Source organism: Streptomyces sp. MAR4 CNX-425 (assembly GCF_048656465.1).
Lineage (GTDB): Bacteria > Actinomycetota > Actinomycetes > Streptomycetales > Streptomycetaceae > Streptomyces.
Map to the genome: position 1 here is coordinate 702,578 of NZ_JBMDLF010000001.1, position 13,232 is coordinate 715,809.

A 13,232-nucleotide genomic window follows, 5' to 3' on the forward strand; every position below is an offset into this window, starting at 1 on the left:
GAGAAAGGCACCGCATGCCGCACACCGCCAGGTTCACCGTCGACCCCGAGTTCGTCATCGGCGAGGTGGACCCGCGCCTGTACGGAACGTTCGTCGAGCACATGGGCCGCTGCGTCTACACCGGGATCCACGAGCCCGGCCACCCCACCGCCGACCCCGCCGGCTTCCGCGGCGACGTCGCCGACCTGGTCCGGGAGCTGGGCACCGGCCTGGTCCGCTACCCCGGCGGCAACTTCGTCTCCGGCTACCACTGGGAGGACGGCGTCGGGCCGGCCGCCGACCGGCCGCGCCGCCTCGACCTCGCCTGGCGGTCGGTGGAGACCAACCAGGTGGGCACGAACGAGTTCCTGACCTGGGCCCGCGGGCTGGATCTGGAGCCGATGATGGCCGTCAACCTCGGCACCCGCGGCATCGACGCCGCCCGCGCGCTCGTCGAGTACGTGAACCACCCGGGCGGCACCGCCTGGTCCGACCTGCGGATCAGCCACGGCGTCCGGGAGCCGCACGGCGTGCGGCTGTGGTGCCTGGGCAACGAGATGGACGGCCCCTGGCAGACCGGGCACAAGACGGCCCGTGAGTACGGGCGCCTCGCGGCCGAGGCGGGCAAGGCCATGCACCAGGTCGACCCGTCGATCGAACTCGTCGCCTGCGGCAGCTCCCACGCGCAGATGCCGACCTTCGGCACCTGGGAGCGCGAGGTGCTGGAGGAGACCTACGACGAGGTCGACTACCTGTCGCTGCACGCCTACTACGAGGAACTGGACGGCGACCGGGCGAGCTTCCTCGCCTCCGGCGCGCACATGGACCAGTACATCTCCGACGTGGTGTCCACCGCGGACCACGTACGTGCCGTACGGCGGTCCGGCAAGCGGATCCGGCTCTCCTTCGACGAGTGGAACGTCTGGTACGCCGCCCGCTTCCCCGGCGAGCGGAACCTGGCCACCGCCGAGACGCCGCGGCTGATCGAGGACACGTACTCCGTGACCGACGCCGCCGTCGTCGGCTCCCTGCTCATCACCCTGCTCCGGCACGCCGACCGGGTCGCGGTGGCGTGCCTGGCGCAGCTGGTCAACGTCATCGCCCCGATCCGCAGCGAGCCGGGCGGGCCCGCGTGGCGGCAGACCACCTTCCACCCCTTCGCGCAGGCCGCCCGGTTCGCGCGCGGCACGGTGCTGCGCACCGCGCCGGGCCCCGCGGCGGCGCGCGTCGAGACGCCGCGGCACGGCGACGTCCCGGCGCTCGACCACGTCGTGACGTACGACGAGGAGAGCGGCGACCTCACGATCCTGGCCGTCAACCGGGCCCAGGACGAGCCGCTGCGGCTGTCCGTCGCGCTGCGCGGGGCGGCCGCGGACGGGTACGCGGTCCTCGAACACCTGGTCCTCGCCGACGACGACCCCGACGCGGCCAACACCGAGGCCGACCCGGGGCGGGTGCTGCCGCGGGCCGAGTCGGCCACCCGCATCGGCGCGGACGGGGAGCTGGCGGCCGAACTGCCGCCGGTGTCCTGGAACGTGATCCGGCTACGGAAACGGGGTGCGTGACCACCCGCGGCACACAATCGAAACTGCCGGAAAACTCCGTACATCCCTAGCCCCCTCTCGGGAGTCTCACGTCGTGAGCCACACGGCGCCGACCTGGTGTGAAGCTCGCTACACCTAAGGCCCTTTTTGCACGAACCGTGGTCGTTCTACGCAAATCTGGCCTAAAGTTCCGGGAGCGAAAGGCGCGCGTCGACCAGGGGAGGATCGCGTGCGCCTCATCAGTCGCGATGTGCCAGGGGGGACCATGCGGCGTATCGGAGTTGCCGATACCGGGATCATGACGGCGGAGCCGAGACGCGGGACCCGCGTCCGCTCCGCCGCGGCGAAGCCGGCGTGGTATCTGCCGGCCGCCCTCGTCACCGACGCGGCGGGGATCGCCATCCCCGTCGTGCTCGTCTTCGTCACGACCGGGCAGCCCTACCCGGCGCTGTGCGCCGCGGTGGCCGCCGGCGGCTGGCTCGCCGTACGGGCCGCGCGGCGCCGCTACTCCGCGCGGCAGCTCGGCGAGTCGGGCGCGGTGGTGCCGCAGCTCCAGGACTGGCTGCTGCTCTTCGGCGTGCTCGCCGTCGTCCGCGCGTTCACCGCCGACGGCGCCGCCGAGCCGCAGCCGGCCCTGCTCGCGCTGCTGCCCGCCATGGTGCTGGCGATCGCCACCGCCAAGCTGCTCCACCACCACCTCGTCGCCTCCCGCCGGGAGGGCCGGGCGGTACGGCGCGTGCTGGTGGTCGCCGAGCCGGCGACCGCCGACCAGATCGTCGGCCAGCTCGCCGCGCGCACCGACCACGAGTACGTCGTCGTCGGCGTCGTCGCGGTCGGCGAGGCGCCGCTGTCCTGCGGCGCCCCGGAGGCCGCCCGGCTGGGCCCCGTCCCCGCGGACCGGGCGGGCTGGGAGACCCGGGCGGTACTGGCCGCCGCCGCCGAACACGGCGCCGAACTGGTCCTCGCCGCCCCCGGCCCGCTGCTGCCGGCCGCCCGGCTCCGCCAGCTCGCCTGGGCGCTGCACGACGCGGGGCTGCCGCTGGCGGTGCTGCCGGGCATCGCCGAGGTCGCCGAGCGGCGGCTGCGGCTGTCGGTGGTGGCGGGCCTGACGCTGCTCCACATCGCCCCGCCGCTGCGGCGCGGCGCGCAGTCGGCGCTGAAGGCGGCGAGCGACCGCGTCGCCGCGGGACTCGGCATCGCGCTGCTCGCCCCGGTGTTCGCGCTGATCGCGGCGGCGGTCAAGTTCACGTCTCCGGGACCGGTGTTCCACCGGCAGACCCGCCTCGGGCGCGGCGGCGCGCCGTTCACCATGTGGAAGTTCCGCAGCATGGTGCAGGACGCGGAGCAGCAGAAAGCTTCCCTCGCGGTGGTCAACGAACACGACGGCGGCCCGATCTTCAAGATCCGCCGCGACCCCCGCGTCACCCGCGTCGGCGAGGTGCTGCGCCGCAGCTCGCTCGACGAGCTGCCACAGCTGTTCAACGTGCTGCGCGGCGAGATGTCCCTGGTCGGCCCGCGCCCCCCGCTGCCGGAGGAGGTCGCCCGGTACAGCGACACCGAGCTGCGCCGGCTGGCGGTGAAGCCGGGGATGACGGGTCTGTGGCAGGTCAGCGGCCGCTCGGACCTGACCTGGGACGAGACGATCGCGCTGGACCTGCACTACGTGGAGAACTGGTCCTTCGCTCACGACATGGACGTGATGGCCCGCACCCTGCGCGCGGTCGTCGACGGCCGGGGGGCGTATTGACCCCCGACCCCGCGGAACGCCCGCGGCGCACCCCGGCCGAGGCCGCGAGGCCAACCGCCCCGACGGCGCGGCCGACGGCCAGGACGGAACGTCCACCCGCCCAGCGCGCACAGCCGACCGCCCGGCCGGTGCCGCCGACCACCCCGGCGGCGCAACCACCCGCCCAGCCCGCGCCGTCAGCTACTCCGGCCACACCGCCGACCACCCAGCCCGCGCCATCACCCGCTCCGGCCGCGCCGCCAGCCGCTCAGACCGCGCCGTCACCCGCTCCGGCCGCGCCGCTCACCGTCCAGGCTGCGCAACGCCCCGCTCTGGCGGCACCGCCAGCCACCCACACCCCGCCGTCACCCACTCCGGCGGCACCGCCAGCCGCCCAACCACCCGCCCCGGCGGCACCGTCAGCCGCCCAGCGTGCATGGCCAGCCGTTCACGGCGTGAACCAGGCCCCCAGGGCGGCGGCACGCCGTGGACGCCCGCCGTACGCCGCCTGCGGCGCCCGGCCGCCGCAGGCGGGCGGTCCCGCCCGGCGCCCGCCGCCGCGCGCGGCGAAGCCGCGGCGGCCGGGCGCGGGGTGCCCGAGGGGCGCAGCCCCTCGGGGCACACCCGCGGTGTGGGGCCGTGGGCGTCAGGCGCCCGCCGGCGCCGTACCGCGCCAGTGCTCATACACCGCCGCGATGCCGTCCCGCAGCCCGATCTCCGGCCGCCAGCCCAGCTCCGTGATCCGGGAGACGTCCAGCAGTTTGCGCGGCGTCCCGTCCGGGCGGCTCGTGTCGAAGGCGATACGCCCCGGGTAGCCGACGACGTCCCGTACGGTCTCGGCCAGCTCCCGGATCGACAGGTCCTCGCCGCATCCGACGTTGACCGGCGCGTCGTCGTCGTAGCCGCGCAGCAGCGCGAGGCACGCGCCCGCCAGGTCGTCCACGTGCAGGAACTCCCGCCGCGGCGTCCCCGTGCCCCAGAGCACGACCTCGTCCGCCCCTGTCTGGCGGGCTTCGTGGAAGCGGCGGATCAGCGCCGGCAGCACGTGGCTGGTCTCCAGGTCGAAGTTGTCGTCCGGCCCGTACAGGTTCGTCGGCATCGCCGAGATGTACGCCGCGCCGTACTGCCGCCGGTACGCCTGTACCTGCTCGATGCCGGCGATCTTCGCCAGCGCGTACGCCTGGTTGGTCGGTTCCAGCGGCCCGGTCAGCAGCGAGTCCTCGCGGATGGGCTGTTCGGCCAGCTTGGGGTAGATGCACGACGAGCCGAGGAACAGCAGCCGCCGTACGTCCGCGGCGTGGCTGCCGGCGATGACGCTCAGCTGGATGCGCAGGTTGTCCTCAAGGAACTGCACGGGGTAGCGGCTGTTGGCCATGATGCCGCCGACCTTCGCGGCCGCCAGCACCACCGCGTCGGGCCGTACGGACGCCAGCCAGGCCGCGGTCCGCTCGGCGTCCCGCAGGTCCAGTTCGGCGCGGGTGCGGCTCAGCACCTCGTACCCGTCGGCGGTCAGCCGCCGGGCGACGGCCGAGCCGACGAGTCCGCGGTGGCCCGCGACGAAGACGCGCGCCGGGCGGGAGAAGACCGGCGCCGGCGGGCCGGGACGGTTCGTTCGATGGCGTCATAAGTACGGATTCTGCCATCCGGCGGAATGATCAAGGAGAGGGAACCCATGGGCAAGACGGCCCTCATCACCGGCGTCACCGGCCAGGACGGCTCGTATCTCGCCGAACTGCTGCTCGCCAAGGGCTACACGGTCCACGGCCTCGTACGGCGCTCGTCGTCGTTCAACACCGAGCGCATCGACCACATCTACGAGGAGCCGCAGGATCCCGGCCGCCGCCTGGTGCTGCACCACGCGGACCTCTCCGACGGCGTCGCGCTCGTGAACCTGCTGCGCGACCTGGCGCCCGGCGAGGTCTACAACCTCGGCGCGCAGTCCCACGTCCGGGTCTCCTTCGACGCCCCGCTGTACACCGCGGACGTCACCGGCCTCGGCTCCATGCGGCTGCTGGAGGCCGTCCGGGCCGCCGGGATCGACACCCGGATCTACCAGGCGTCGTCCTCGGAGATGTTCGGCTCCGCCCCGCCGCCGCAGAACGAGCGCACGCCCTTCCACCCGCGCAGCCCGTACGGCTGCGCCAAGGTCTTCGGCTACTGGTCGACGGTCAACTACCGGGAGGCGTACGACCTCTTCGCGGTCAACGGCATCCTCTTCAACCACGAGTCGCCGCGCCGCGGCGAGACCTTCGTCACCCGGAAGATCACCCGCGCCGTCGCGCGGATCAAGGCGGGGCTCCAGGACCGCCTCTACATGGGCAACCTCGACGCGATACGCGACTGGGGCTACGCCCCGGAGTACGTCGAGGCGATGTGGCTGATGCTCCAGCGCGACGTGCCCGACGACTACGTCGTCGCCACCGGGGAGGCGGGCAGCGTCCGCCAGTTCCTCGACGCCGCGTTCACCACCGCCGGGCTCGACTGGACCGACTACGTCCGCTTCGACCCCAAGTACGAGCGGCCCAGCGAGGTCGACGCGCTCATCGGGGACGCCACCAAGGCGGGCGACCTGCTCGGCTGGAAGCCCCAGGTCAAGTGGCCCGAGCTGGCCCGGATCATGGTGGAGGCGGACATCGCGGCGCTCGACGCCGAGCTCGCCGGCACCACCGTCAGGATCGACAGGTAAAAGCGGATATTCTTCTCCTGGACTCGCGACGCGCGGCCGCAGGGGACGACGGCCCAGGGGGCACATGCACAAGCGCAAGCACCGGCAGAAGCACAGAAGGACGCGGCAGTGGGGCGCGCTCGGGGCCGCCGTCGCGGTGGCGACCGGCACGCTGGTGACGGCCGGCGTCACGTACTCCTCGCCGGAGGCCGGGGCGGTCACCCCGCCGGTGGCGATGACCGCCGACGACCTGCCGACCTGGCAGACCAACGGCGTGGTGTGGTCCATGGCCGAGTCCAACGGCGTGGTCTTCGCCGGCGGTACGTTCTCCGCCATCCGCCCGCCCGGCGCGGCGGCCGGCACCGACGAGACGAAGGTGGCGAACTTCGCCGCGTTCGACGCCGCGACGGGTGAGCCGACCGGCTGCGAGCTGGACTTCACGATCGGCTCCGGCACCGCCACCGTGCGCGCCCTGACCGTCTCCCCGACGGCAGGACGCTCTACGCGGGCGGCGAGTTCGCCTCCGTCAACGGCACCTCGCGCAGCCGCGTCGCGGCGATCGACATCGCCTCGTGCAGCGTGAAGACCGGCTTCGACGTCGGCGGCGTCTCCGCGCGCGTCTACGGGCTCGACGCCGCGGCGAGCGGCCGCCTGTACATGGCCGGCGACTTCAAGTCCGTCCGCGGGACCAGCCGGGTGAAGTTCGCCGCGGTGAACGCGAGCACCGGCGCGCTGACCTCCTGGAAGGCCAACGCGGGCCGGACCGGGCCGGCCGGGTCATCGAGGAGACCCCGGACGGGAACAACGTCGTCCTCGGCGGCGACTTCAACGGCCTCAACGGCGACGCCGGCGTGCACGGCCTCGCCGTCGTCCGCGCCGACACGGGAGCGACCGTACGGGCCTACAAGGGCGTCAGCAACAACAAGAACAACCCGTACGAGATGCACTGGAACTCCCTCGTCAAGGGCATCCACATCGACGGGACCGGCATCTACACCGCCCACGAGGGCCACGGCGGCGGCGTCTTCGACGGCCGGCTCGCGATGAACCTGGGCGGGTCCTTCACCGAGCGCTGGCGGGACACCTGCCTGGGCGCCACCCAGGACGTCACCGTCTACCAGGACGTGCTCTACAGCGTCTCGCACGCCCACAACTGCGGCAGCATGGGCCAGTTCCCGGAGCTGAACGAGCGGCAGCACATGCTCGCCGAGTCCGTGGACGACCCCACGCCGCTGCTGTCCTGGTTCCCCGACACCGACGACGGCCCGTCCGGCACCGAGCAGATCGGCCCGCGCGTCATGGCCACGTCGTCCAGCGGCGGCAAGGACTACATGTGGATCGGCGGCGAGTTCACCCGCATCCAGTCCAACGGCAACAAGAAGCAGCAGGGCCTCGTCCGCTTCGCCAACACCCCGGACAGCCGCAAGCCCGTCGCCGGCCCCACCGCCGTGACCGCGGCCAACGTCGACGGCGGCGTCCGGCTGCGCTGGAAGGCCGGCTGGGACCGGGACGACAGCAAGCTGACCTACACCCTCTACCGCAACGGCGAGGCGCTGGCCACCAAGCCGACGCTGGACCAACTTCTGGACCCTGCCGCAGGGCAGCTTCACCGACAGGGACGTCCAGCCCGGCACGACGTACAGCTACCGGATCGCCGCGAGCGACGCCGCCGGCAACACCACCGCCAAGTCCGAGGCCGTGCAGGTGACCACGCCGGGCACGCCGACGGAGACCACGCTGGAGAGCACCGCGACCGCGGACGCGTACGTCAACGGCGCGGCGGTCGACGCCAACTACGGCACGCACAACATCCTGCTCGTCAGGAAGACCTCCCCGTACCTCGGCTACCTGCGGTTCTCGCTGCCCGAGGCGCCCAGCGGAATGACGCTCAAGTCGGCGAAGCTGACGCTGCGCACGACGAACGACGCCAGCGCGGGCACCTCGGACACGATCGGCGTGCGGCCGGTGACCGGCAGCTGGTCGGAGTCGGAGGTGACGTACGCCAACCGGCCGTCGCTGTCGTCGACCGCCCTCGGCGAGTTCACCGGCGCGACGGACCTGGACACCGAGTACACCGCGCCGCTGTCCACCGCCGGCCTCACCGGCTCCCTCGGCGGCACCCTGGACGTGGCGCTGACCAGCGACGGCACCGACGCCTGGTGGGTGCGGGCGCGGGAGACCTCGTACGACCCGAAGCTGACGCTGACGTTCGGAGCGAACTGATGCGCGCCGCCCGTACGACACGCAGAACAGCCGGCACCCTGACGGCTGCGGCCGCCGCCCTGACCCTGGCCCTCGCGGGCTGCGGCGGCGGCGACGACGGCGGGGACGACGACGCGGCGGCCAAGCCGTCGGCGTCCCAGCCGGCGGACGACCGCACCCCGAAGGACCCGGGGCCCGAGTCCGGGAAGTCCGACGACACCGAGAAGGTGCCCGAGGAGGACCTGGAGCGAGCGGAGGGCGAGTTCTCCGAGAAGGAGAAGACGTACCTCAAGGACCGGGTGCCCGAGGGCGTGGACCCGGCGGCGATCCTGGAGGCGGGCGAGGAGGCCTGCGCCAAGATCGAGAGCGCGGCGGCGACGAACGACGAGCTGGCCCGGGAGGCCATCCGCTCCGGTGACATCGCCCACGCCGAGGACGCCGTCCGCACCCTGTGCCCCGAGTACGAAGACCTGCTGTAGGAGCCGAGTTGAAGCCACTGCCCATCGTCGTCGCGATACCGACCAAGAACGAGGCCGAGAACATCGCGACGACGGTGCGGTCCGTCATCGACCACTTCGAGGCCGTGGTGGTGGTCGACTCGGACAGCACGGACGACACCCGCGCCCTGGCGAAGGCCGAGGGCGCCGAGATCGTCCCGTACACCTGGGACGGCAAGTACCCCAAGAAGAAGCAGTGGTGCCTGGACCACGTCCGCCCCGAGCTGGACTGGATGCTCTTCGTCGACGGCGACGAGACCCCCAGCCCGGAGCTGATCGCCGAGCTGCACCGCATCTTCGACCCGACCGCGGACGGCTCCCGCCGGGTCGCCCCGGCGGCGTTCGACATCCCCCTGGGCTACTGGTTCGCGGGCAAGCGCCTGCGCCACGGCTACACCATCGTCAAACGCGCCCTGATGGACCGCACCCGCGTCCGCTTCCCGGAGCTGGGCGACCTCGACGCCCCCGGCATGGGCGAGCAGGAGGGCCACTACCAGCCCCTCGCCGACGGCGAGGTGGTGCGGCTGCGGGCGACGCTGGAGCACGAGGACCTCGACCCCGTACGCACCTGGTTCGACCGGCACAACCGCTACTCCGACTGGGAGGCGTGGCTCGAACACCACCCGGAGGTCCGCGAGGAGATCCGCGTCGCCAAAACCCGCCAGGGCCAGCTCTTCCACCGCGCCCCGCTGAAGCCGCTGGTGTCGTTCGCGTACGCCTACGTGTACAAGCGCGGCTTCCTCGACGGCCGCGCGGGGCTGGACTACGCGCTGGCGATGAGCTTCTACCGCTGGCAGATCGGCCTGAAGACCCGCGAGAAGAACGCGTAGCCCGCGGTTCACCCTCACGGGGGTGTGTCCAGGAGACGGCTGATCTGCGGTTGTGTGGGTGGTCAGCGCCTGGCTGCGGCCGCGTCCTTCGAAAGCGATCTCGAACGCGTTCAGGGGTGCTTTCCAGCGCATCATCCTGCGTCGGCGGCCGGTGCCGGTGGGGTCCAGGCTCATCACCGCGAGGTAGATGCACTTCATCGCGGCGGCCTCGGACGGGAAGTGGCCGCGGGCGCGGACTGCGCGGCGGATGCGGGCGTTGACGCTCTCAATGGCATTCGTCGTGCAGACGATCCGGCGGATCTCGGCGTCGAAGGCCAGGAACGGCACGAACTCTGCCCAGGAGTTCTCCCACAGCCGGATGATCGCCGGGTACTTCTCGCCCCAGGTCTCGGTGAACTCCAGGAACCGGGTGGTGGCCGCGTCCTCAGCAGGCGAAGCTCCGCACCGGCCGCATCCGCCGCAAGAGACAACGCCGCGGCATCCCCCTCAACAAGATCAAGAACATGACGCTCATCCACGAACGGCCCGTCGAGGTCAACGACCGCAGGCAGCCCGGGCATTGGGAAGGCGACCTGATCATCGCTCGCGGGCAGGGTTCCGCCATCGGCACCCTCGTCGAACGCACGACGCGCTACCACCTGATCCACTTGCCGCACGGCTGGAAGGCCCCGCAGGTCCGCAACGCGTTGATCGGCCAGACCGGGCACATCCCGCCTCAGCTGCGACGGACGCTCACCTGGGACCAGGCCCGTGAGCTGACCTTGGATGAGGACAGCGAGGCCCTGACCGGATTCCGGATCTACTTCTGCGATCCGCATTCGCCCTGGCAGCGCGGCACGAACGAGAACACCAATGGGCTGCTGCGGCAGTACTTTCCCAAGAGCACCGACCTGTCTCGCCACTCCGCCCGTGACCTCCGTGAAGTCGCCCGTCAGCTCAACCGCCGACCACGTCGCTTCCTTGGCGACAAGTCCCCGGCCGAGGCCATGAGAAGATGGCTGACAGGCCCATTGACCAGCTGATTCGCCAACCATTGATGGAAACCGCCCCGCATCCAGCGGCCGGTTCTGCCAGTCGGCCATGCCGTCCATCACCGCGTCGGTGATCGTGGAGATGGTGGTCTTGGACACCTCAGCGCCGTACACCTCGGCCAGGTGAGCGGAGATCTCGCCGTGCGTGAGGCCCTTCGCGGACAGCGACAGCACCATCTCATCCACGCCGGTCAGCCTGCGCTGGCGCTTCTTGACGATGGCAGGCTCGAAGGAGCCCTCCCGGTCCCGGGGGACGTCGACCTCGACCGGGCCGACGTCGGTCAGCACGGTCTTGGACCGCTTGCCGTTGCGGGAGTTGCCGCCGTTCTTGCCGGCCACGTCGTGCTTGTCATAGCCGAGGTGATCGGTCATCTCGCCGTCCAGGGCAGATTCCAGCACCCGCTTGGTCAGTTGCTGCAGCAGCCCGCCCTCCCCGGTCAGCTGCAGGCCCCCGGCCTGGGCCCGGTCGACCAGTATCCCGATCAGCTGGTCGTCCACCACCGGCTCCCGGCCAGCAGCCTCCACCTCCGCGGCTGCCTCGTTCTCAACCTCGGGTACAAATTCAGTCATTCGGTGTCACTCCATGATCCAGTTCCACCGTCTGTTGTACACGCCCGCTCCTGGAGCAAGGCGTCGATCTTGTCGTGATCAAGGAGCATTTGGGCCACACCCACATCGGCGTCTATGCCCACGTACGACTCCGACTCCAGCGGGACGCCATCGACGCCTTGGGCCACGCACTCGGCGGTCAGGACGACGACCCTGACGACCCGCCCACTGCGGTCGCCGTCCGCTGACGTTGCCGTCAAACGGCACGGAGCCCTTATCGACATCACTGTCGATGAGGGCTCCGTCGCACTGCTACCAGATTCCGATAACCCCGCCAGGAATCACGGGGAAATTGTCGGAGTATTCCACTCGGCACACTCCGCTACGATTCGCGCAATCTGCCGACGCTTCGGGTAACTGGAGCGAATCTTAGAGAGGCGTTCCGCGTACAGTTCCGCGACATCGACCCCCTCTTCGGACAACAAGCGGAAGTCACCCTCGCGCCATATGTCCTCAACTCCCCGCAGAGTCGTCTTGACTCCCTGAAACTCGGCCCTTGAGTATCCGCCGCCAGCCTGCAACCGATCATCGCAGGAATCCCAAAAGTTCCCTACGCTGGATCTGATCCTCCATTCGCGATCGCCTGAAGGCAGCTCATGCGACGCCACCAGTATCGCTACGCCAGCAGCTGTCGATTGAAAATATGACGGGTCAGACGAGTCCTCCAGGGCGCCGATCTCGCTTCGCCAGCTCCTCAGCGAGGCGATCTTCTCTGCACCTCCAGGAACTGCTGGACCGCTGCACCCAGCGACGATGTCATCGATCTCTGCCAGGTGCGAGGCCCCCGCAACCTCAAGGATGGGTCGCATCCTGGCGAGAGACAGCCCTCCGGTCAGGCTCCACAAGTCCATCAACCGCCACCCCCTAGAACCACTCGCCATGGCGTGTTTCCAGTACTCGACACTCCGGTGCCCTTGCCGATCGGGCTTGGTGTGAGGCCCACGCCTGGACCTGTCGCTTGCGCGAAGCATGCAGGGCACATCCTAGTCGACGAAGCCATTCCTGTGATCTCCCAGTCGCTCCCCAGGCGATTCATGATCGTAGCCTCGGCATGGCCTTGCCCGGGGATGTAGCGCTCGCCGCGCAGCGGCGCATTGCCGCCCCTCCATTCATCGGGCAGACCCGTGCGTTCAGTTGCAACCCACGTTTCAGATCGACCCATATTCACGTGACGAACTCGGGCAACCGCAACTGTCGATGCCTCGTCGGCCCAGGCGCTTCCAGCCCCTCACGGCGGCGGAGGCTCGCCAGTTCCTCGACGCGGGCACGGCCGCCATCCGCCGCACACTTCAGCGCACCAGCACCGGCGGGCTCACCACGCTGCCCACCAAAACGCGCGCCTCCGAGCGCCACATCGCCCTTCCCACCCGTTGCCTCCATTCGCTGAAGCTCCACCACGAACAGCAGAAGCGCGAGCGTGAGGCCGCGGGCGCCATGTGGCAGCGTGACGAGCCCGTGTTCACCACGGTGCAGGGCAGACCAATCGACCGACCAACCTCACCCGCACCTTCAACGCGCTCCTCCACAAGGCCAGCCTCCGCCGCATCCGCTTTCACGACCTCCGCCACTCCACTGCCACCCTACTCTTGGAACAGGGTGTCGAACTCGTCGTGATCAAAGAACTCCTCGGCCATGCCCACATCGGCGTCACCGCCACGGTCTACGCTCACGTCCGACTCCGCCTCCAGCGCGATGCCATCGACCTCCTCGGCCGCGCCCTCGACCACCCCTGAAATACGTATGGCAACGGCGGCGGACACCAGGTGTCCGCCGCCGTTGCCGTCAACTACTGCCGTCAATCTCCCCTGGAGCCCCACGTGCAAGGCCGCAGGTTTGCTGTCACAACCCTACGAAGCCGATGCAGCCTACGCGCGGGAGACCTTACGCCTCATCCGCCTGCTCTTCGGAAATGCGGCGAGCCGCGTCATCCGCAACTTCACTCCACACGATCAACCCCTCGGATTCGAATTCTTCCAGGAGGGCCTGCCGAATTTCGTCCACGGGACGCCCCTTGTGGGTCCCGCGGACCTTCCCAAAGGCGCTTTCAAATTTACGCAAATGCTCTTGAACGCGAGGAATATCCTTGTCGTACTCTGCGGGATCGACCATCCGAACGTCACCACCTATCACTTTCAGAGCCACACGGCCC

Annotated in this window: 9 protein-coding genes and 6 pseudogenes; 10 read left to right on the plus strand and 5 right to left on the minus strand. The window is 70.5% G+C overall.

Annotation, left to right across the window (positions count from 1 at the left end):
- The first annotated feature begins 14 nt into the window (after positions 1-14).
- Together ACHZ99_RS03040 and ACHZ99_RS03045 are read left to right on the plus strand one after the other, a co-directional pair.
- Positions 15-1,544 carry an alpha-N-arabinofuranosidase gene (locus ACHZ99_RS03040; protein ID WP_420302728.1) on the plus strand — a complete coding sequence of 510 codons (1,530 nt, stop codon included), beginning with the start codon at positions 15-17 and terminating at the stop codon, positions 1,542-1,544.
- Positions 1,545-1,821: 277 nt separating this feature from the next.
- On the plus strand, positions 1,822-3,270 hold the full coding sequence (locus ACHZ99_RS03045) for a sugar transferase (RefSeq protein ID WP_420302729.1): 1,449 nt from the start codon (positions 1,822-1,824) through the stop codon (positions 3,268-3,270).
- A gap of 625 nt (positions 3,271-3,895) precedes the next feature.
- On the opposite strand, the pseudogene ACHZ99_RS03050 reads toward ACHZ99_RS03045, so the two are convergent.
- Positions 3,896-4,819, minus strand: a pseudogene (locus tag ACHZ99_RS03050) (GDP-L-fucose synthase family protein); the annotation flags it as partial.
- 102 nt (positions 4,820-4,921) lie between these two features.
- Here ACHZ99_RS03050 and gmd point away from each other — a divergent pair.
- Positions 4,922-5,935, plus strand: coding sequence for a GDP-mannose 4,6-dehydratase (gene gmd, locus ACHZ99_RS03055; protein WP_420302730.1), 1,014 nt, complete (start codon positions 4,922-4,924; stop codon positions 5,933-5,935).
- A 64-nt stretch (positions 5,936-5,999) separates the two neighbouring features.
- Positions 6,000-6,497 carry a hypothetical protein gene (locus tag ACHZ99_RS03060; protein ID WP_420302731.1) on the plus strand — a complete coding sequence of 166 codons (498 nt, stop codon included), beginning with the start codon at positions 6,000-6,002 and terminating at the stop codon, positions 6,495-6,497.
- 37 nt (positions 6,498-6,534) lie between these two features.
- Here the strand turns inward: ACHZ99_RS03060 and ACHZ99_RS03065 are convergent, their stop codons facing one another.
- Complete coding sequence (locus ACHZ99_RS03065) at positions 6,535-7,524, minus strand: hypothetical protein (protein WP_420302732.1); 990 nt, start codon at positions 7,522-7,524, stop codon at positions 6,535-6,537.
- Between the two features lie 88 nt (positions 7,525-7,612).
- Here ACHZ99_RS03065 and ACHZ99_RS03070 point away from each other — a divergent pair, with 88 nt between their 5' ends.
- From ACHZ99_RS03070 to ACHZ99_RS03080, 3 genes are read left to right on the plus strand one after another with little or no spacing between them, the layout of a single operon-like run.
- A complete protein-coding gene (locus ACHZ99_RS03070; protein ID WP_420302733.1) occupies positions 7,613-8,137 on the plus strand; it encodes a DUF7594 domain-containing protein in 525 nt (174 codons plus the stop codon).
- Positions 8,137-8,595, plus strand: a complete 459-nt coding sequence (locus ACHZ99_RS03075; RefSeq protein ID WP_420302734.1) for a hypothetical protein — start codon at positions 8,137-8,139, stop codon at positions 8,593-8,595. Before ACHZ99_RS03070 ends, ACHZ99_RS03075 begins: the two co-directional genes overlap by 1 nt.
- A gap of 8 nt (positions 8,596-8,603) precedes the next feature.
- Positions 8,604-9,443, plus strand: coding sequence for a glycosyltransferase family 2 protein (locus tag ACHZ99_RS03080; RefSeq protein WP_420302735.1), 840 nt, complete (start codon positions 8,604-8,606; stop codon positions 9,441-9,443).
- An 81-nt stretch (positions 9,444-9,524) separates the two neighbouring features.
- On the opposite strand, the pseudogene ACHZ99_RS03085 reads toward ACHZ99_RS03080, so the two are convergent.
- Positions 9,525-9,878 (minus strand): annotated as a pseudogene (locus ACHZ99_RS03085) (transposase); the annotation flags it as partial.
- On the opposite strand from ACHZ99_RS03085, the pseudogene ACHZ99_RS03090 reads away from it, so the two are divergent.
- Positions 9,878-10,465, plus strand: a pseudogene (locus ACHZ99_RS03090) (IS30 family transposase); the annotation flags it as partial. The pseudogenes ACHZ99_RS03085 and ACHZ99_RS03090 overlap by 1 nt on opposite strands.
- A 21-nt stretch (positions 10,466-10,486) precedes the next feature.
- Here ACHZ99_RS03090 and ACHZ99_RS03095 read toward each other — a convergent pair.
- Positions 10,487-11,044 (minus strand): annotated as a pseudogene (locus tag ACHZ99_RS03095) (transposase); the annotation flags it as partial.
- 47 nt (positions 11,045-11,091) lie between these two features.
- Between ACHZ99_RS03095 and ACHZ99_RS03100 the strand changes: the two are divergent.
- Positions 11,092-11,271 (plus strand): annotated as a pseudogene (locus ACHZ99_RS03100) (integrase); the annotation flags it as partial.
- 1,018 nt (positions 11,272-12,289) lie between these two features.
- Positions 12,290-12,816: pseudogene (locus ACHZ99_RS03105) on the plus strand (site-specific integrase); the annotation flags it as partial.
- A gap of 148 nt (positions 12,817-12,964) precedes the next feature.
- Here the strand turns inward: ACHZ99_RS03105 and ACHZ99_RS03110 are convergent.
- The gene (locus ACHZ99_RS03110) at positions 12,965-13,225 is read right to left on the minus strand and encodes a hypothetical protein (RefSeq protein WP_420302736.1); all 261 of its coding nucleotides are present in this window, start codon (positions 13,223-13,225) and stop codon (positions 12,965-12,967) included.
- Between the last annotated feature and the right edge of the window lie 7 nt (positions 13,226-13,232).

Bases quoted from the DNA above. Each gene is read 5' to 3' on its own strand.
- ACHZ99_RS03040 (WP_420302728.1), top strand. From the start codon at position 15: ATGCCGCACACCGCCAGGTTCACCGTCGACCCCGAGTTCGTCATCGGC.
- ACHZ99_RS03045 (WP_420302729.1), top strand. From the start codon at position 1,822: ATGACGGCGGAGCCGAGACGCGGGACCCGCGTCCGCTCCGCCGCGGCG.
- gmd (WP_420302730.1), top strand. From the start codon at position 4,922: ATGGGCAAGACGGCCCTCATCACCGGCGTCACCGGCCAGGACGGCTCG.
- ACHZ99_RS03060 (WP_420302731.1), top strand. From the start codon at position 6,000: ATGCACAAGCGCAAGCACCGGCAGAAGCACAGAAGGACGCGGCAGTGG.
- ACHZ99_RS03075 (WP_420302734.1), top strand. From the start codon at position 8,137: ATGCGCGCCGCCCGTACGACACGCAGAACAGCCGGCACCCTGACGGCT.